17 protein-coding genes are annotated in these 17,634 nt (G+C 72.0%); 6 read left to right on the plus strand and 11 right to left on the minus strand.

Features of this window, described 5'->3' with window-relative positions:
* Window positions 1-84 precede the first annotated feature (84 nt).
* Window positions 85-1,404 carry a YjiH family protein gene (locus JSY14_RS07025; RefSeq protein WP_259559604.1) on the minus strand — a complete coding sequence of 440 codons (1,320 nt, stop codon included), beginning with the start codon at window positions 1,402-1,404 and terminating at the stop codon, window positions 85-87.
* Window positions 1,405-1,731: 327 nt separating this feature from the next.
* Between JSY14_RS07025 and JSY14_RS07030 the strand changes: the two genes are divergently transcribed.
* The gene (locus JSY14_RS07030) at window positions 1,732-2,301 is read left to right on the plus strand and encodes a GNAT family N-acetyltransferase (protein ID WP_259559606.1); all 570 of its coding nucleotides are present in this window, start codon (window positions 1,732-1,734) and stop codon (window positions 2,299-2,301) included.
* A 56-nt stretch (window positions 2,302-2,357) separates the two neighbouring features.
* Window positions 2,358-2,762: a hypothetical protein gene (locus JSY14_RS07035; protein ID WP_259558057.1), complete on the plus strand. Its 405-nt coding sequence runs from the start codon at window positions 2,358-2,360 to the stop codon at window positions 2,760-2,762.
* 85 nt (window positions 2,763-2,847) lie between these two features.
* Here the strand turns inward: JSY14_RS07035 and hutU are convergent, their stop codons facing one another.
* Together hutU and JSY14_RS07045 are read right to left on the minus strand one after the other, a co-directional pair.
* The gene (gene hutU, locus JSY14_RS07040) at window positions 2,848-4,644 is read right to left on the minus strand and encodes a urocanate hydratase (RefSeq protein ID WP_259558058.1); all 1,797 of its coding nucleotides are present in this window, start codon (window positions 4,642-4,644) and stop codon (window positions 2,848-2,850) included.
* 142 nt (window positions 4,645-4,786) lie between these two features.
* Window positions 4,787-5,203, minus strand: a complete 417-nt coding sequence (locus JSY14_RS07045) for a hypothetical protein (RefSeq protein WP_259558059.1) — start codon at window positions 5,201-5,203, stop codon at window positions 4,787-4,789.
* A 136-nt stretch (window positions 5,204-5,339) separates the two neighbouring features.
* Between JSY14_RS07045 and JSY14_RS07050 the strand changes: the two genes are divergently transcribed.
* Window positions 5,340-7,778: a heavy metal translocating P-type ATPase gene (locus JSY14_RS07050; protein WP_259558060.1), complete on the plus strand. Its 2,439-nt coding sequence runs from the start codon at window positions 5,340-5,342 to the stop codon at window positions 7,776-7,778.
* Here JSY14_RS07050 and JSY14_RS07055 read toward each other — a convergent pair.
* Window positions 7,732-8,523, minus strand: coding sequence for an SDR family NAD(P)-dependent oxidoreductase (locus tag JSY14_RS07055; RefSeq protein ID WP_259558061.1), 792 nt, complete (start codon window positions 8,521-8,523; stop codon window positions 7,732-7,734). The two genes, JSY14_RS07050 and JSY14_RS07055, sit on opposite strands and share 47 nt — an antisense overlap.
* A 221-nt stretch (window positions 8,524-8,744) precedes the next feature.
* Here JSY14_RS07055 and JSY14_RS07060 point away from each other — a divergent pair, with 221 nt between their 5' ends.
* Window positions 8,745-9,134: an SRPBCC family protein gene (locus JSY14_RS07060; protein WP_259558062.1), complete on the plus strand. Its 390-nt coding sequence runs from the start codon at window positions 8,745-8,747 to the stop codon at window positions 9,132-9,134.
* Here JSY14_RS07060 and JSY14_RS07065 read toward each other — a convergent pair.
* The 4 genes from JSY14_RS07065 to JSY14_RS07080 form a co-directional block, all read right to left on the minus strand.
* Window positions 9,110-10,000 carry a GH25 family lysozyme gene (locus tag JSY14_RS07065; RefSeq protein ID WP_259558063.1) on the minus strand — a complete coding sequence of 297 codons (891 nt, stop codon included), beginning with the start codon at window positions 9,998-10,000 and terminating at the stop codon, window positions 9,110-9,112. The two genes, JSY14_RS07060 and JSY14_RS07065, sit on opposite strands and share 25 nt — an antisense overlap.
* Window positions 10,001-10,079: 79 nt before the next feature.
* On the minus strand, window positions 10,080-10,817 hold the full coding sequence (locus tag JSY14_RS07070) for a glutamine amidotransferase (RefSeq protein WP_259558064.1): 738 nt from the start codon (window positions 10,815-10,817) through the stop codon (window positions 10,080-10,082).
* Window positions 10,818-10,846: 29 nt separating this feature from the next.
* Window positions 10,847-12,232: a 6-phospho-beta-glucosidase gene (locus JSY14_RS07075; protein WP_259558065.1), complete on the minus strand. Its 1,386-nt coding sequence runs from the start codon at window positions 12,230-12,232 to the stop codon at window positions 10,847-10,849.
* A gap of 58 nt (window positions 12,233-12,290) precedes the next feature.
* Window positions 12,291-12,794 carry an Hsp20/alpha crystallin family protein gene (locus JSY14_RS07080; protein WP_259558066.1) on the minus strand — a complete coding sequence of 168 codons (504 nt, stop codon included), beginning with the start codon at window positions 12,792-12,794 and terminating at the stop codon, window positions 12,291-12,293.
* Between the two features lie 335 nt (window positions 12,795-13,129).
* On the opposite strand from JSY14_RS07080, the gene JSY14_RS07085 reads away from it, so the two are divergent.
* A complete protein-coding gene (locus tag JSY14_RS07085; protein ID WP_259558067.1) occupies window positions 13,130-13,777 on the plus strand; it encodes a YdhK family protein in 648 nt (215 codons plus the stop codon).
* A gap of 26 nt (window positions 13,778-13,803) precedes the next feature.
* Here the strand turns inward: JSY14_RS07085 and JSY14_RS07090 are convergent, their stop codons facing one another.
* Complete coding sequence (locus JSY14_RS07090) at window positions 13,804-14,469, minus strand: GNAT family N-acetyltransferase (protein WP_259558068.1); 666 nt, start codon at window positions 14,467-14,469, stop codon at window positions 13,804-13,806.
* A gap of 76 nt (window positions 14,470-14,545) precedes the next feature.
* Here JSY14_RS07090 and JSY14_RS07095 point away from each other — a divergent pair, with 76 nt between their 5' ends.
* Window positions 14,546-15,175 (plus strand): pyroglutamyl-peptidase I, encoded by a 630-nt coding sequence (locus JSY14_RS07095; RefSeq protein ID WP_259558069.1) that lies wholly within the window; start codon window positions 14,546-14,548, stop codon window positions 15,173-15,175.
* Window positions 15,176-15,187: 12 nt separating this feature from the next.
* On the opposite strand, the gene JSY14_RS07100 is transcribed toward JSY14_RS07095, so the two are convergent.
* Window positions 15,188-15,910: a mismatch-specific DNA-glycosylase gene (locus JSY14_RS07100; protein WP_259558070.1), complete on the minus strand. Its 723-nt coding sequence runs from the start codon at window positions 15,908-15,910 to the stop codon at window positions 15,188-15,190.
* 512 nt (window positions 15,911-16,422) lie between these two features.
* The gene (locus tag JSY14_RS07105) at window positions 16,423-17,574 is read right to left on the minus strand and encodes a rhomboid family intramembrane serine protease (RefSeq protein ID WP_259558071.1); all 1,152 of its coding nucleotides are present in this window, start codon (window positions 17,572-17,574) and stop codon (window positions 16,423-16,425) included.
* Window positions 17,575-17,634 lie beyond the last annotated feature (60 nt).

Below are 17,634 nucleotides of genomic sequence, written 5' to 3' on the forward strand. Positions count from 1 at the left end.
GTACGTTTTTCGAGCAAATTGACCAGCTCGGCACGCTCATTCCGATCTTAGACCCTCAAGAAGGCTCGCCTCAGAACCCGCGCCTCAGAACAACAGGTGCGCGATCGGGGCGGTGATCAGGATGGTCAGCGCCACCCGCTCGAACCACAGCACCACCAGGCGTCCCACCGAGACCGGGATCGAGGTGGCGAGGATCGACGGCACCAACGACGAGAAGAACACGATCTGCGACACGCACACCACGCCGATGGTGAAGCGCAGCACCATCGAGCTGTGCTCGCTGACCATCAGCGCCGGCAGGAACATCTCCGCGATGCCCACCGCGGAGGCCTTGCCCGCGAGTGCCGGGTCGGGCAGGCCGGTGACCCACGCGAACGGGTAGAACAGCCAGCCGAGGATGTCGAACACCGGGGTGTACTCGGCCAGCAGCAGACCCGCCAGGCCGATCGACAGGATCGACGGGACGATCGCGGCGGCCATCAGCACGCCGTCCTTGAAGGTGTCCCAGGTGCCGCGGGCGAGGCTCGGAGCATCGGCCAGCGCATCCATCGCCTCGCCCCAGGCGGCCCGCAGACGGTTCCCGGTGACGACCGGCTCCGGGTTGTGCGGCACACCCTCGAAGGTCTCATCCGGGATGGAACGCAGCGGCGGGATGTGCACAGTGATGGCCGTGACGATGAACGTGATCAGCAGCGTGAGGAAGAAGTACAGGTTCCAGTGCTCCATCAGTCCCAGAGTGGCGGCGACGATGATCATGAACGTCGCCGAGACGGTGGAGAAGCCGGTGGCGATGATCGCCGCCTCCCGCGAGGTGTAGCGGCCCTCGCGGTAGACCCGGTCGGTGATCAGCAGCGCCAGCGAGTACGAACCGACGAAGGAGGCGACCGCGTCCACTGCCGCGCGTCCCGGCACCCGCCACAGCGGACGCATGATCGGCTGCACGAACACGCCGATGAACTCCATCAGGCCGTAGCTGATCAGCAGCGCGAGGAACACCGCGCCGATGGGGACGATCAGACCCACCGGGATCGCGAGCCTCTCCCACAGGAACGGCCCGATGGCCTCGTCGGCGAGGGGCCCAGGGTAGATCCCGACGACGGCGAGCGCCGCCACCACCAGTCCGACGATGTTCGCGAAGGCGAACACCATGCGCAGCGGGCTGGTGCGCCACCGACCGGTGACGAACGGGCGGACGGTGCCCAGCACCACCAGGGCCAGCACCACCCAGGGGGCGACGGGCCCGAGGATCCAGCGCACGAAGGTCAGCACGTGATCCACGAGGATCGTCGACTTCTCCCCGATCCGCACCGTCACGAAGAACATGGCGATGCCGATGAGGCTGTAGACGGCGAAGCGCCAGCGGGCCGTGACGGGGCGGCCGGCGCGATGGCTGCCGGACCGCATCTCGTGGTCGGCGATGCGCGCAGCGGCGGGCTCGTGGACTGCGGGATCGGGGGCGGCGCCGGCAACGTTCGCCGCGGCGGGGCGGGGAGTCTCCATCGACTGTCCTTCCGTCGGTTGCGGGGATCGTAGCAGCCCGGAGGCGGCTGTGATGCCGGGCGGAGCGGACATTTCGGGATCACGGACGGTGGTGCGGGGGCGGCGCGGGTGCACACCCCCGACGGTGCCGCGGAGACGTTCCCGCGGGAACGTCTCCGCGGCCCACCGCCCCGCCGGACTACCGTGGAGAGACCATGCCCACGCCACCCCCCGACCTACACCCGCACGGTGATGCAGCGGGAGGTGTGGCCGCAGGAGGACGCCGCCGAGATCCTCACCGCCCGGCCGTGGGGTCACGGCCCCGAGCACAAGGTCGTCCTGGGCCTCGTCGCAGACGTCGCGGATTCTCCCGACGGCCCGCCCGCACCGGAGCTCGTGGGGCTGGTTGACGTGATCCGCGGCTGGCCGCGCCCCGAGGTCGCCCACATCGGACTGGTGCTCGTGTCGGAACGGCATCGTCGACAGGGCCTCGGCGCACGACTGCACGAGGCCGTAATCGACCGGGCGCGCACCTGGGAGGGCATCACCACGCTGCGCGTGACCATCGTGGACCGCAACGAGACCATCGCCCTCCCGTTCTGGCACCACCTGGGGTACACGCCGACGGGTGAGTCCCAGCCGTTCGTGGCGGGCAGCATCGCCCACGTGTACGAGCGGCCGTTTGAGGAAGCGCATTCGTGGCCGCCGGTCGGCCCACGCCGACAGCGCGAGAGCGTCGACACCGAAGGAGCTGCCTGCGCCAGGGATCTCCCCTCCATCGTCGTCCACTCGCCGCGGGAGGCGCCGTCGCGGCGGCTGTGATCGCCCTGAGCGGCTGCGGCCTGATCGGTGGACCCGCGCCGAGTCCCTCACCGACCGTGTCGACCGCCCAGGACGGCAGGTCCGCTGCCGTCCCCGTCGAGCTGCTGACCGAAGGGACCACGTCGGTCGACGTCGCCCCCGGAGAGACGGTCCAGGTCTCCCTGGGCACGGGGAGCCAGGGCATCGGTGATGACTGGGGTGACGTGTCGATCTCCGATGATGCCGTCGCCACAGCGGAGGTCGTCCGCGGCGACCGGGTCGCGACGACGAGCGCCGGTTCGGACGCCCCCGGGGGTGAGATCCCCTTCGCCGTCGCCATCGAGGGCCACGCCCCGGGCACGACCACTGTTCGCGTCCTGTACTGCACGCGCACGGCGATCGCGGAGGGTTGCGATCAGAGCAAGGGCACGAAGGAGGCGCCGGTCGCTCCCGCGGAGCTGACGGTCACCGTCTCCGAGTAGTCGCACGACGCCCCCGCCGTGTCGTAAAGGCTGATGCCGGCTCCGCTGCGTCCGGCTCCGCTGCGTCCGGCTCCGCCGGCCTGGCTCAGGCTCCGGCCTTCGGGGCCTTCCGGGAGCTCGCCCGACGCAGCGCCTCGGCCTGGGCGGCGTCGGCGGCGGCCTGCTTGGCCTCCTCGCCGGCGTCGTCGGCGTCGTCACCGCGGTCGCGCAGCTGCGCCTGCATCGGCACGCGCACCCCGCGCTCGGCGGCGACATCCACCGCGCGGCCGTACCCGGCGTCGACATGCCGGAACACGCCCATGGCCGGGTCGTTCGTCAGCAGGGCGGTGAGCTTCGCGGCCGCCAGCTCGGTGCCGTCGGCCACACCCACCTGACCGGCGTGGATGGACCGGCCGATGCCGACACCGCCGCCGTGGTGGATCGACACCCAGGTGGCGCCGGAGGACGTGGCGGTGAGGGCGTTGAGCAGCGGCCAGTCGGCGATCGCGTCGGAACCGTCGAGCATGGCCTCGGTCTCACGGTACGGGGAGGCGACGGACCCGGAGTCCAGGTGGTCGCGGCCGATGACGATCGGCGCCTTGACCTTCCCCTCGGCGACGAGGCGGTTGAACAGCAGGCCGGCCTGGTGGCGCTCGCCGTACCCGAGCCAGCAGATGCGCGCGGGCAGGCCCTCGAACTCGACGAACTCCCCGGCGGCGTCGAGCCAGCGGTGCAGGTGCTCGTTCTCGGGGAACAGCTCCTTGAGGGCCTCGTCGGTGACCTTGATGTCCCCGGGGTCACCGGACAGCGCCACCCAGCGGAACGGGCCGAGACCCTCGCAGAACAGCGGGCGGATGTACGCGGGGACGAAACCGGGGAAGTCGAAGGCGCGCTCGTACCCGGCGGTGCGGGCCTCGTCGCGGATGGAGTTGCCGTAGTCGAACACCTCGGCACCCTCGTCCTGGAACTCGACCATCGCTTGGACCTGGCGGGCCATGGACTCGCGGGACTTCTTGGTGAAGCCCTCGGCGTCGGCGTCGGCCTCGCGCTGCCACTCGTCGACGTCGACCTCGACCGGCAGGTACGACAGCGGGTCGTGGGCGGAGGTCTGGTCGGTCACCACATCGATGCGGATGTCACCGGCGCGATGGCGCTCCAGCAGCGCGGGGAAGACGTCCGCGGCGTTGCCGACGATGCCGATGGACAGGCCGCGCTTCTCGTCGCGGGCGCGGTTGGCGCGGGCGATGGCGTCGTCGAGGTCGTCGGCGATCTCATGCAGGTAGCGCTTGGCGACGCGCCGCTCGAGGCGGGTGCGGTCGACGTCGGCGATCAGGCAGACACCGTCATTGAGGGTGACGGCCAGGGGCTGGGCGCCACCCATGCCGCCGCAGCCGCCGGTGAGGGTGATGGTGCCGGCGAGGGTGCCGCCGAAGCGCTTCTTCGCCACGGCCGCGAAAGTCTCGAAGGTGCCCTGCAGGATGCCCTGGGTGGCGATGTAGATCCAGGAGCCGGCGGTCATCTGCCCGTACATGGTCAGGCCCTCGGCCTCGAGGCGGCGGAACTCCGGCCAGGTGGCCCAGTCACCGACGAGGTTCGAGTTCGCGATGAGAACGCGCGGCGCCCACTCGTTGGTGCGGATCACGCCGACCGGCTTGCCGGACTGCACCAGCAGCGTTTCGTCCTTCTCCAGGTCCTTCAGGGTCGCGACGATCGCGTCGAAGGCCTCCCAGGAGCGGGCGGCGCGGCCGGTGCCGCCGTAGACGACGAGGTCATCGGGGCGCTCGGCGACCTCCGGGTCGAGGTTGTTCATGAGCATCCGCAGCGGGGCCTCGGCCTGCCAGTGCTTGGCGGTGAGGTCGGTGCCGCGGGGAGCGCGGACGGGGCGGGCGCCGGGCAGGGCCATGATGACTCCTCGATGGGCGGGCGAACAGGTAGGCGAATGGTGCGCACCAGTGAACAGGGCGCACCTGGGCGCCGTCATCCACCACCACGAACGGGCCGTCCGGAATCCCGGTCATCCCCAGGTCAGGGCGCAGAATTCGACGTCATGCCCGACCGAGCAGGCGCTCGAGTGTGTGGACGAATTGGTCCAGATCCTGCCCGGGTTCGGGGGTGATCTCCAGGTGCGGCCCGCGGGTACTGCGCACCACGAGCCGGCGGCTGCGCTTCACCGTGCGGATCTCCGCTCCGGCGACCTCCGCCCCGGGGATCTGGGCAAGGATCTTCCAGCGGCCGAACGTCCGGCGTCGCGTGTGCAACACGCGGCGATTCGTGGCGACCAGCAGCGGGTAGGTGTCCCTCTGCAACCGGCAGTACACCAGGGCCTCGACCCTCTCACCGAGGTCCAGGCAATCGGTGACCATCTCGGTCTCGCTGACGGATCGGGTGATGCCTGTTCGTCGCACCGCCGCGGTGGCCGACATCGCCGCCTCGAGTCGCATGCGTGCCTCCTGCGAGTCCATCGGCGCCCCTCTCCTTCACCTCGATACCGCTGGCTCCTGCAGGGACTGCTCCGGTGGAGCGTACGCGGTCCCGCTTCGCCCCCAGCTGACCGCCCTCCCCCTCCCGCCATACCCCGCAGGGGTATACCCTGGAGGCATGTCCGACCCCACCACGACCTCTCCCCCGCCGGCACTCGTGGACCTCGACTTCGAGGTGGGCGGGATGACCTGCGCCTCCTGCGCGATGCGTATCGAGAAGAAGCTCAACCGGGTCGAGGGGTACGAGGCGTCGGTCAACTACGCCACCGAGAAGGCCCACGTCCGGGCACCCGAGGGCACCGACCCGGCCGACGTCGTCGCCGTCATCGAGCGCACCGGATACACCGCCGAGCCGCTGCGCCCGCGCGGGGCGACCGGCAGCACGACGACCACAGCCGACGCCCCCGCAACGCACGCCATCACTGCGACCGACGCCAACGCGAGCGACACCGGTGCCCCTGCCGCGCAGCACGCGTCGGCCCCCACCGGCCCCACCCGCGCCGACCGGGAACTCACCGCGCTGCGGCGTCGCCTGATCCTGGCAGCGGTGCTGACGGTGCCGGTGATCGTGGTGTCGATGGTTCCGGCGCTGCAGTTCGACTACTGGGGCTGGGTGATGCTGGTGCTCGCCACGCCCGTGGTGCTGTGGTCGGGTTGGCCGTTCCACCGCGCCGCCCTGGTCAACGCCCGGCACGGCGCCGCCACCATGGACACCCTGGTGTCGATCGGCACCCTCGCCGCGTACGTGTGGTCGGTGATCGCCCTGGTGTTCGGGCATGCGGGGATGCCGGGGATGCACCACGAATTCACCCTCGCGATCCAGCGCACCGACGGCCTGTCGAACATCTACCTCGAGGTCGCCGCCGGGGTGGTGACCTTCGTGCTGCTGGGCCGCTACCTGGAGAAGCGCTCCAAGCGCCAGGCCGGGGCCGCGCTACGCGCGCTGATGGAACTCGGCGCGAAGGAGGTGACGGTCCTGCGTCCGGCCGGCCCGGCCGCCGGCCCCACCACGGGCCGTCGTGAGATGCGGATCCCCATCGAGCAGCTGGTCGTCGGCGATGAGTTCGTGGTGCGACCCGGGGAGACCATCGCCACCGACGGGGTGATCACCTCCGGCACCAGCGCCGTGGACACCTCCATGCTCACCGGGGAATCCGTACCCGCCGAGGTCGGTGACGGTGATGCCGTCACCGGCGCCACCGTGAACGTCGGGGGCCGCCTGGTGGTGCGGGCCACCCGCATCGGTGCCGACACGCAGCTGGCGCAGATGGCGCGCATGGTGGAGGAGGCGCAGTCCGGCAAGGCACAGATCCAGCGGCTCGCCGACCGGGTCGCGTCCGTGTTCGTGCCAGTGGTGCTGCTAATCGCGCTGGCGACCCTCGGCGGGTGGCTGCTGCTGGGTCAGCCGCTGACCGCCGGGCTCACCGCTATGGTGGCGGTGCTGATCATCGCCTGCCCGTGCGCGCTGGGGCTCGCCACGCCCACGGCGCTGCTGGTCGGCACCGGTCGCGGTGCCCAGCTGGGGATCCTCATCCGCGGGCCGGAGGTGCTGGAGTCCACCCGGCGGATCGACACGATCGTGCTCGACAAGACCGGCACCGTCACCACCGGCACCATGTCGCTGGTCAAGGTGCTGCCCGCCGAGGGCACCGACCGGACGCAGCTGCTGAAGCGGGTCGGCGCCGTCGAGCACGCCTCCGAGCACCCCATCGCCCGGGCGATCGCCACGGGTGCTGCCGAGGAGCTCGGTCTCGAGGGGCCCGAGCAGCTCCCCTCCCCCACCGCCTTCCGCAACCACGCGGGCCGGGGCGTCGAGGGGATGGTCGACGGCGAGCGCGTGCTCGTCGGCCGCGCCGCCTTCCTCACCGCCCACGACCTCACCATCCCGGAGGCCCTGCAGCGCGCGGCCGCCGATGCCGCCGCCGAGGGCCGCACCACCGTGATGGCCGGCTGGGACGGTGCCGCCCGGGGCGTGCTGGTGGTGGCCGACGAGATCAAACCGACCAGTGCCGAGGCCATCGCCCAGTTCCGCGAGCTGGGGCTGCGCACCGTCCTGCTGACCGGTGATCAGCGCACGGTGGCGGAGTCGGTGGCTGCGCAGCTGGGCATCGACGAGGTGCTTGCGGAGGTGCTGCCGGAGCAGAAGGTCGCCACCATCCAGGAGCTGCAGCGCAGCGGGGCCACCGTGGCGATGGTCGGCGACGGCGTGAACGACGCCCCGGCGCTGGCCACGGCCGACCTGGGCCTGGCGATGGGCACCGGCACCGATGCCGCGATCGCCGCGGCGGACATCACCCTGGTGCGCGGGGACCTGCGGGTCGCCGCCGACGCGATCCGGCTGGCCCGTCGCACCCTCGGCACCATCCGAGGGAACCTGTTCTGGGCCTTCGGTTACAACGTGGCGGCGATCCCGCTGGCCGCCCTGGGCCTGCTGAACCCGATGCTGGCGGGCGCCGCCATGGCGTTCTCCAGCGTGTTTGTGGTGACCAACAGCCTGCGGCTGCGGGGGTTCACCGCGGCCCCGGACCGCGCAGACTCACCCCGCCGTCGACCGTGAGCACCTGCCCGGTGACCCACGCGGCGTCTGGCGAGAGCAGGTAGGTGATCGCGGCGGCGATGTCCTCCGGCTCCCCCACCCGCCCCAGCGGGTACAGGGGGCGCAAGATGTCGACCCGCCCCTGCCACACGCGGGTGCGCACGGTCCCGGGGGCGACGGCGTTGATGCGCACCCCGGCGGCGGCGTGATCGCTGGCGAGGTTCCGCACCAGCGCCTCCAGACCCGCCTTCGCGGAGGAGTACGCCAGGCCGCCCCAGGCCATCGCGGCGTTCACGGAGCTGACCGCCACCAGCGCCCCGGCGGACTCCCGCAGCGCCGGCAGGGTCTCCCGGGCCACGCGCGCGGCGCCGACGAGGTTCAGGTCCAGCAGCTGTGTCCACTGCTCATCGTCGACGGGGAACCCCTCGGCGGGGCGCTCGCGGGTGGACTCCGGGACGGTGCCGCCGGAGGTGTGCGCCACGGCGTCGAGACCGCCCAGATGCGCCACGGCCTGCGCGACCGCCGCGGTCACGCTCTCACCGGAGGTGATGTCCAGGGCGACGGCCCCGTGCCCGGACCCGGGGAGCTCCTCGGCGACCCTCTGCGCCTCCTCGAGGGACAGATCGGCGACGACCACGCGGGCGCCCTCCGTCGCCAGTCGGTGCGCCGTCGCGGCTCCGATGCCGTGACCGCCACCGACGACGAGGGCGCGACGACCGCCGAGGCGCCGCCCACCGGCGGCGTCGGGAAGCATGTGCTCGACCATGCGCCCAGGATGAGGCCGATGCCACCCCCGCGCCACCGGTGACCATGACCGGTGTGGCGGGGCCGACAGATGACAGCCCGGCGAACGTCCAGGGACGCTTCGGCGGCACCTGCGTGCCAGGGGTACCCGGGGCGGGAGACCTGCCCCTACCGTGGCCGCATGACCACCTTCCCCCCCCCGAGGGCCTCACCACCCGCGCCGGGTGGGCGCTCGACACCGAGGTGACCGTCCCGGCGACGCCCGACGACCTGTGGCAGCAGCTGCTGGCGGACTGGCTGCCGCTGTGGCTCGGCACCGACACGATCCCGCAGATGGTCGGTGCGCCGCTGCATCGTCGCGGCAGCGTGCGCGGGCGGGTCGTCGGGTGTCACGTGGGGCGCCGACTGCGGCTGCGCTGGACCCCGCCGACCCTCGACCACGAGACGGAGATCGACGTGGCGCTGGAGTCGGAGACCGGCGGCACCGCCGTGCGGGTGCACCAGGATCGTCTGCTGGGCCCGGCGGAGCGGCAGGACCAGCTGCTGCGGTGGGAGTCGCGGCTGCGGGAACTGACCGAGGCCCTCGGTGCGGAGCAGGAGCGCCTGCGTCAGCGGGAGGCCGAGGGCATCTGACGGCCCGCCCGTCCCACCGCCCGCTCCTCGCGCGCCAGGGCGTCCTCCATGTCGCGCCGCTGCTCGGGGCTGAGGCGGGCGTGGTCGCGCAGCACCGCGGGTCGCAGCACATCCATGTCCAGCGGCCGGGGTGAGCCCGCGACCCGGCCGTCGAACCGCAGCTGCCACACGGCCCAGTCGTCCTGCACGGGGCGGGAGTCGTCGTCGTACAGCCAGTCGGGTCGCCCGTCGGAGACCGGCAGACCGTAGTGGCGGCGCCAGTCGGAGCTGGAGTACACCACCACGCGACGCCCCCAGGCGGCCTCCACCGCCAGGGTGAACGCGTCGATCTCCGCCTGCACCCGCTCCGTCTCGGGCCGCTCCTCGCAGGCGCCGTCGAACTCCAGGTCCAGGGCGGGCGGGAGCATGGCGTCATCCGGCGGGGCGGCCCGCAGGAAGTCCCGCGCCTGGTCACGTCCCGGGGAGCAGAGGGTGAAGTAGTGGTAGGCACCGATGGTGAGGCCGGCCGCGCGAGCATCGCGGCTGTGCTCGGCATAGCGGGAATCGGTGAACCCGGAGCCCTCGGTGGCCTTGATGTAGGCGAAGGAGATGCCGTCGGCGCGCATGGCCTCCCAGTCGAGCTCCGACTGGTGCGCGGAGACATCCACGCCGAGGACCTCGTCATCCTCGAGGGTCAGCCCCTCGGGCAGCTGGCTGAGCGCCGGGGCGTCCGTCGGGGTCGGTGGGATCTGCAGTGCGCGTTCATCGACGGTCCGCACCCGGTTCTCGTCCCCGAGCAGCCGGCCGAGCGGCACCAGCCACGACAGCAGCACCAGCAGCGCCAGAGCTCCGCAGGCGAGACCGGCCACGCGGCGACGACGGGCCACCTGCGCCCGGCTGTACCGGGGTCGGCCTGAACCACGAGGCGTGGTCCCGCGGCGGGGCGTCGATCCCGGCACCGCGGCCTCAGCGGGCGAACAGCTCGCGGAAACCGCGCAGCAGTCGTTCGGGCTGGTCGACGGCGTGCTGCCGCACCTCGACGGCGAGGTCGTCGTAGTCGGCGGGGTCGATGTACCCCTCATCGAGGTACTGGGCGAGCCGCTCCAGGAACCGCTCCACATCGAGCTCCGGGTGGAACTGGGTGGCGTACTGGCGGCCGCGGGTGCGGAAGAACTGCACGGGGGCGCCGGTGCTGGAGCCGAGGTTCACCGCGTTCGGCGGCAGCAGGGAGATGGCCTCCTTGTGGCCCACCAGCGCGAGGAACCGGTCGGGCAGCCCGGAGGCCTGCACCAGCGGGTCGTTGCGCCCGGCATCGGTGAGGGTGACGGTGATGGCGCTCGCCGGTTCGCCGTACTGACGGTCCACCACCGCCCCCTGGTGCTTGCCGAGGGTGCCGACGCCGTAACAGCATCCCAGGAAGGGGACGTCATCGGCGACGATGCGATCCAGCAGGCCGGAGATGTCGGCTTCGGCGCGGCGCTGGTCTGCGCTCTTGCGGCCCTCCGGGTCGGTGGCGTTGTACGGGGACCCGGCGAGGATGACCCCGGAGTAGTCGTCGAGGTCCAGCTCCGGCAGCGGGCCCTCGTTGACGCGGATCCATCGCAGATCCTCCGGCTGCACACCCAGCAGCTCCACGTAGGTGCGGTACTCGGTCTCGGCCGGGGCGTCCTCGGGGCGCGTGGCCAGCAGCAGGAAGGGTTTCATGCGGCCGATGCTAGTGCGCCCGGCGGTGTTCACCGCAGGTAGGCCAACTGCGGGAAGGTGTCGAGGGCGGCATCGAGCGCGCGACGCGCCACCCCGAACCCGTCCACCAGCGGGTGCAGGGCGAGGGCCTCGACGGCGAGATCCCGGGAGCCGGTGGTGGAGGCCCGGATGACGGTGCGCTCCACCTCCTTCACCGTCTGCACCAGCCCGAGAGCGTGCCCGGGCAGCCCGGAGACCTCCAGCGGTTCGGGCCCGTGGGCGTCGACCCGGCAGGGCACCTCCACGACCGCGTCCGCGGGCAGCTGGGGCAGCGTGGAACCGTTGCGGACGTTGAGGATGAGCTGCGCGGGCTCCTGACCGGCGACGGCGTGCATGATCGCGAGCGCCACCCGGTCGTACCCACCGGATTCGAGGTCCTCCTCCTCGCGCTCGATACCGCCGGCGGCCTCACGGCTGGAGGCCATGTAGGTGGCCTCGCGGTCACGGCGGGTGCGTTCCCACAGCTGCTGCACCTCGGCGCCGTCGGCCCCGGCCGCTCGGGAGTAGAACTCGGACTGCTGACGCGCCAGGTAGACGCCGCGGGTGACATCGCTGGCGGCGTCGGCCTCCCGCACCTCCCGTGCGAAGTAGTAGTAGTGCAGGTACTCGTTGGGGATGCAGCCGAGGGTGCGGATCCACTCGGCGCCGAACAGGCGGCCCTCCTCGAAGCTCTCGATCGCCTCCGGGTCGGCGAGCAACCGCGGCAGCACGTCCCGGCCGTCGACGACGACACCCTGCAGCCAGCCGAGGTGGTTCAGGCCCGCATAGTCGAGCCGCACGGGGCTGGCGCCGGTGCCGACGTCCCGGGCGGTGCCGGCGGGCAGATCGCCACGGCGCTCCAGGACGGACAGGGCCCGGCGGGCCAGGCCGATCGGGGAGTCGCAGATGCCAATCACGCGGTCGCCGAGGTGCTCACGGCTGGCCTCGGTGATGATCCCGGCGGGGTTGGTGAAGTTGATCAGCCAGGCGTCGGGGGCGAGGTCCGCCACCGTGCGGGCGATGTCGCGAGCCACCGGCAGGCCCCGCAGAGCGTAGGAGATGCCGCCGAAACCGGTCGTCTCCTGGCCGATGATGCCGACGGACCGGGCGATGCGCTCGTCGGCCGCCCGGCCCTCGGTGCCTCCGACGCGGATCGCGGAGAACACCACGTCGGCGCCGCGGACGGCCTCCTCGAGGGAGTCACTGAGCACGACCCTCGGGGGGTCCGGATGCTCCGAGGTGAGAACCTCGAGGATCCCGGCCATGGCGCGCAGCCGATCGGCATCGACGTCATGCAGGCGCAGTTCCCGCACGCGGGCCTCGGAGGTGTCGGCCAGCAGGGTGCGCACGACGAGCGGGACGCGGAACCCGCCGCCGCCCAGGAGAGCAAGCTTCATACCAGCACCCTAGCGGCGGCGGGTGACCCCTCTCGGGGCGTTCGAACAACCCCGCCGATCAGTGCTGGTCGGCCGGAGCCCCGTCGGTGTCGGTGTGGTCGCCGTCGGACGCGCGGCGGTCGGAAGAGGCGCTGTCGCCACCCGCGGTGCTCTCGAGGGTGCGGGAGGTGTGCGCCACGGCGATCTTCCGCGGCTTGGCCTCGTCGGCCAGCGGGAAGCGCAGGCGCAGCACACCGTCGCTGTAGTCGGCGTGGATGCCATCGACGGCGACGCGGCGGCCCAGGGTGAGCTGCCGGGCGAAGGTGCCGACCGGGCGCTCACGGGTCAGCCACGAACGCTCACCCTCCGACGCGGAGGGACGACGCTCCGCGCGGACCGTCAGGGTGTGGTCCTCGACGTCCACGTCGATGGTCGACGGGTCGACGCCCGGCAGGTCGATCTCCGCGACGAAGGCATCGCCGTCGCTGTACAGGTCCATCGGCATGGCGAGCGAGGCGGGGGTGCGGGTCATGTCCGCGAACAGGCGGTCGACCTCGGCGAAGGGGGAGAAAGTGCGAGCCATGGTGAACTCCTTCCATCTGCGGGCCGCTGCTGCGACCCCTCGTGAGTCCGGGCGCTGCTGCGTCCGATGTCCGGTCCAACGACCTGAGTCGCCCTGCTATTCCCCTCTTGGGTCTCCTCCACTCAACTTTAAGGGTGAGGCGCGTCACGGTCGGTGAGGTCCGGCCTCCCGCAGTACCCCCCGGGGGTCCCAGCGCGCTCGGGGCAAACGTCCCGCAACCTCCCGGCAAGGTCTGCCACCCTCGACCCCAGAGGGGCAATCCGGACCCGACCGGACGCCGCACCCCGCGCCACAGCGACACCTCCCCCGCTGCTGACCCCCCGGAAGGAGCTCCCATGTCGACTTCCCGCAGCACCCAGCACCCCTCGCGACGCCTCCCACGCCGACTGGTGCTACTCAGTCCCGCCGCCCTGGTTCTCGCAGGCTGCGGCACCGATCCGGACGGCACGGCCGATGACGCGGACGACGCGGACCGCGGCGGCATGATGTCGGGCCCCGCGACGGCCGACGGCATGCCGGGCGGGATGATGTCCGACGGCAGCGGCCACGAGCACATGATGGACGGCGGCCCCGTCCCGGCCGGCATGACCCCGGCGCCGTCCCCGACGTTCGCCCCCGGCAGCGAGGTCGTGCTGACCGCCGGCCACATGCCGGGTATGGAGGGGGCGCGGGCGCGGGTCGTCGGTGCGTATCGCACCACCACGTATGCCGTCGACTACTCGCCCACCACCGGTGGCCCGGAGGTCACCGACCACAAATGGGTGGTGCACGAGGAGCTGCAGGATGCAGGCCCGGCGCCGCTGGCACCCGGGACCCCGGTGACCATCACCGCGAACCACATGCCCGGCATGCAGGGCGCGAAGGGCCGGATCGTCAGTTCCACCGACGAGACCGTCTACCAGGTCGACGTCGAGATGAACGGCGGCATGACCATGCGCAACCACAAGTGGATGGTCGAGAGCGAGATGCGTCCGGCATCCTGACGCTCACCTGACCCCCGCACCTCCTATCAGGCCTCTGTGAGGCCTGCCCCCAGCAGAGCCCGCAGGGCGGGGGTCAGCCCGTCAACCTCGAGCTCCAGGCCGCGGCGCTCGAAGGTCTCAGGTGTGACCGCCACCCTCTGCTGGATGAGGCGCCGGCCTCCTTCCACCACGACCTCCGTGCCGTTCGGGACGTACCCGCAGGAGCTCGACACCGCGAGGGAGGGCTCATTGCCGAGCACCGCTGACGATTCGGCGCGCAGCGCCCCGAGGTGGTCGAACGCGAACGCCACGGCCATCCGGCGCATACGCCCGCCGTATCCGCGGCCCTGCTCCGACAGGGTCAGCCACGACCCGGATTCGATCACTCCGCGCCGGGGGAGCTCCCGGGCCCGCAGGTCCTGCATCCCGATCAGACGCTGCCCGGCGAACACCCCGAAGGAGAGCGTCCAGTCCTCCGGTTGTACGCGGGTGCGCAGGGCCCACTGATAGGTGATCGCCGAGGCGATGCGCTCCTCCTCGGGCACCGCGTACCAGGGGAAGACGTGGTCGGCCCCGGTATCGGCGAAGATCGGCCGGCGCAGCAGCTCGGCGTACTGCGGGAGGTCCTCGTCCCGCAGCAGACGCAGGGTGAGGTCACCCGAACGCAGCCGCAGGGCGAACGGCGGGAACAGGGTCGCGAGGTCGGCGGGCATGGAGGCAGGGTAGGGCGGCGCCACGGTGGGCGACAGTGTTTTTCGGACCCCGTTTTTCCGGCCGTACGCTGGGGTGATGGCCCTCGACGTGCTCCTGACCGGTTTCGAGCCCTTCGATGGGCACTCCACGAACGCCTCCTGGGAGGCGGTGCGCCACGCTGCGGACGCCCTGCGCGAGCGCGGGATCACGGTGCAGGCGCATGAGCTGCCGGTGGTGTTCGGCGCGGCGGGTGAGCAGCTGGTGGCGCTGGTCGACGCACTGCGCCCGCAGCTGGTGGTGGCGACGGGAGTCGCGGGGGGACGCGCGGAGGTCACGCCGGAGCGGGTGGCAGTGAACCTGCGCGATGCGCGGATCCCCGACAACGTCGGCGCCTCCCCGATCGATGTGCCCTGCGTGGCCGGCGCCCCCACCGCGTATTTCACGTCGCTGCCGGTGAAGGCGATGACCCAGGCGGCACGGGAGGTCGGCGTGCCCGCGAGTGTGTCGCTGAGCGCCGGCAGCTACGTGTGCAATGACCTCTTCTTCCACCTGCAGCATGCCCTGGCGACCCGGCCGGGGTGCGCGGGAATCCGCGGCGGCTTCGTGCACGTGCCACCGGAGTCGGCGCTCGAGGTCGAAGCGACCAGCCGCGCGCTCACGCAGATGGTGGTGGCGGCGCGGGAGGCCGCCCAGGATCTGCGCGTGAGTGCGGGTCGGGAGGACTGAGGCCCCGGTGAATCAACGCGAGGGATGGAGGTCGAGTCCCGCGGCCTGCGCCGCCTGCGCGTAGGCGCGGCCGAGGGACTCGACGGTCTCGTGGGCGTTGAGTCCGCTGGGGTTCGGCACGACGAACAGCGGAGTGGCCTGCAGGGTGGTGGCGTGCTCCCCCGCTGCCTCGAGGGCCCGCGGAGGCCAGCCCTCCTGCCGCCCGACCGTCGTCGACCGTGCCCCGAAGGCCTGCCGGAAGGAGGTCACCCCCGCCACCGCCACGGCGACCGGCCGGTGCGTGAGGACGGTCCCGACCAGGCGCTCCCCACCGGCGTGCAGCTCCGCGGCGCTGAGCTCGTCGGCGCGGGCCGTCGCACGTGGTACGAGATAGGTGATGCCGAGGCCGAGCCGGTGCAGCAGCGCGAGATCCTCCGATCGGTACCCGGTGGAGGCATCGATGACGTGCGGGGTGATCCCGGCGGCGGCGAGCGCCGGGTAGAAGCGATTGCCGGGGCGGGCGAAGTGGGCGCCAGTCGCGGCGGTCCACAGCCCCGGGTTGATGCCGACGACCAGAAGCTTCAGCGGCTCCGGCAGCAGGTCCGGCACCTCGCGGTCGCGCGCGGCCTCCAGGGCGGCCCGGTCGGGACGCGACCCGGGCGCCAAGGAGGAGTCGGCCTTGCCGGACACGACGCGGCCAGAGGCTGCGCGACCGCCGGCGGCGTGATCTGACGCGGCGCGGGGAGAGGCGGACATGACTCCAGTGTGCCGTCGGACCCTCCTCACACAGTTATCCACACCTCTGTCCACCATGGGGACGAATGACATCCATGTGGTTCCGCAGGTGGGGACCCTCCGTGTCGTCACGTGTCCGGCGCGGCCGCCGCCGGTCACGCTCGCTGCGCCGGATGGGGCGGCCGGTGGCCTCTGGACGTTCGTCGTAGTCGTTCATCTGCGCAGGTCAGAGCCCCTTGTGTGCGGGATAGCGCCGGGGCTGATGCCGGGGTGGACGGGGCCGGCCGCGGGCGCCGGCCCCCGGGATGCGCTGGCCAGAACGATCTGTGTCGCGGCTGTGGTGGGAGACCCGTCCGCCTGCGGTCATCCCCAGCCGGAGGGGAGTTATCCCCAGTTCTCCCCACCACATCCCCCGCTATCCACACCGCGGTCCACAGCTGGGGATAATCACAGTGGTGTGATTCGCGGGGCGCCACGGTGCGACCAGCGCGAACAGCGCGGACCATCCGGGCGGAGTCAGCCCGTCGGAGCCCTCAGATCAGTCCGAACATCGGCGTGCCGGTCGTGACCACCTTGACCGCCACGAGCAGCAGCAGGATCACAGCCGCCCCGCCGAGCACCAGGGCGTGGCGGGTCGCGGCGTGACGGGCGAGGGCCGCTCGGTCCGCCCCGGGACGCGCCTGAGGACGCACCGCGAACAGCGCCGCCGTCACGGCCGCACCCGTCACCAGGCCGCCCAGGTGCCCCTGCCAGGAGATCCCCGGCATGGTGAACGTGAGCACGAGGTTCAACACCAGCACCACCGCGATCCCGGCGATATCCGCGCCGGTGCGTCGCCCGATCACGAACATCGCCGCGAACAGGCCGAAGATGCCGCCGCTGGCGCCGTAGTGGATGGTCATCCAGCCCTGTCCGGCGACGGAGGTCAGCAGCAGCACCGCCACATGCCCGCCGATCACGGACAGCAGGAACAGCGCAAGGAAACGCACCGGACCCATCGCACGCTCCAGGTACTGGCCGATCGACCACAGCGCGAACATGTTGAGCGCGATGTGGGCAAGGCCCCCATGCAGGAACCCGCTGGTCACGAAGGTCCACGGCATGAGCAGCGACCGTGCGGGGGTGAAGGCCAGAAGCTGCTCGACCACCCCGCCGCCGACCATCTGGCCCAGGAACAGCACCACGCACAACCCGATCAGCGAATACGTCACCAGCGGCCGGACCATCCCGGAGGCCCGGCCCCCCAGAGCCGTGCGCGGAGCGGCCCCGGCCTGCAGCCGCGCCAGGTCCCGTTCGCAGTCCACGCAGATCATGCCGACCGGGGTCGGACGCTGGCACTCCCCGCAGGCGGGCCGGCCGCAGCGTCGGCACCGCACGTAGCTGACGCGATCGGGATGCCGCGGGCAGACAGGCGGCTGCTCGTCGGCCTGCGTGGGAACACCCGTGGCCCCTGCCCCCGTGGGCGCGGCTCCCGTGGGCGTGTCGTCCCGGGCGGGAAGCCCGAAGCTGGGGCGCTGGGCGCCACGGGAGGAGGTCTCGGGGGCGGGCATGGCGTCGAACGAACTCCCCGAGGGGTGCGACGCGGGGTGCTCCCCCCGCCCCGACATATCGGGGAGCCCGGCCGGTTCGGCGCCGTGGGGCTTCGGGTCGGGGGTGTAGCCGTAGTCGTACTCGGGGCGGTTCATGCCCCCATTGTCGCCGAGGGGGCCGCACGATCCATCGTTCGGTTGATCCGACCCACCGAC

The organism is Brachybacterium sillae (assembly GCF_025028335.1).
GTDB lineage: Bacteria > Actinomycetota > Actinomycetes > Actinomycetales > Dermabacteraceae > Brachybacterium > Brachybacterium sillae.

Bases quoted from the DNA above. Each gene is read 5' to 3' on its own strand.
- JSY14_RS07025 (WP_259559604.1), bottom strand. From the start codon at position 1,404: ATGCGGTCCGGCAGCCATCGCGCCGGCCGCCCCGTCACGGCCCGCTGG.
- JSY14_RS07030 (WP_259559606.1), top strand. From the start codon at position 1,732: ATGCAGCGGGAGGTGTGGCCGCAGGAGGACGCCGCCGAGATCCTCACC.
- hutU (WP_259558058.1), bottom strand. From the start codon at position 4,644: ATGGCCCTGCCCGGCGCCCGCCCCGTCCGCGCTCCCCGCGGCACCGAC.
- JSY14_RS07045 (WP_259558059.1), bottom strand. From the start codon at position 5,203: ATGGACTCGCAGGAGGCACGCATGCGACTCGAGGCGGCGATGTCGGCC.
- JSY14_RS07050 (WP_259558060.1), top strand. From the start codon at position 5,340: ATGTCCGACCCCACCACGACCTCTCCCCCGCCGGCACTCGTGGACCTC.
- JSY14_RS07055 (WP_259558061.1), bottom strand. From the start codon at position 8,523: ATGGTCGAGCACATGCTTCCCGACGCCGCCGGTGGGCGGCGCCTCGGC.
- JSY14_RS07070 (WP_259558064.1), bottom strand. From the start codon at position 10,817: ATGAAACCCTTCCTGCTGCTGGCCACGCGCCCCGAGGACGCCCCGGCC.
- JSY14_RS07075 (WP_259558065.1), bottom strand. From the start codon at position 12,232: ATGAAGCTTGCTCTCCTGGGCGGCGGCGGGTTCCGCGTCCCGCTCGTC.
- JSY14_RS07080 (WP_259558066.1), bottom strand. From the start codon at position 12,794: ATGGCTCGCACTTTCTCCCCCTTCGCCGAGGTCGACCGCCTGTTCGCG.
- JSY14_RS07085 (WP_259558067.1), top strand. From the start codon at position 13,130: ATGTCGACTTCCCGCAGCACCCAGCACCCCTCGCGACGCCTCCCACGC.
- JSY14_RS07090 (WP_259558068.1), bottom strand. From the start codon at position 14,469: ATGCCCGCCGACCTCGCGACCCTGTTCCCGCCGTTCGCCCTGCGGCTG.
- JSY14_RS07095 (WP_259558069.1), top strand. From the start codon at position 14,546: ATGGCCCTCGACGTGCTCCTGACCGGTTTCGAGCCCTTCGATGGGCAC.
- JSY14_RS07100 (WP_259558070.1), bottom strand. From the start codon at position 15,910: ATGTCCGCCTCTCCCCGCGCCGCGTCAGATCACGCCGCCGGCGGTCGC.
- JSY14_RS07105 (WP_259558071.1), bottom strand. From the start codon at position 17,574: ATGAACCGCCCCGAGTACGACTACGGCTACACCCCCGACCCGAAGCCC.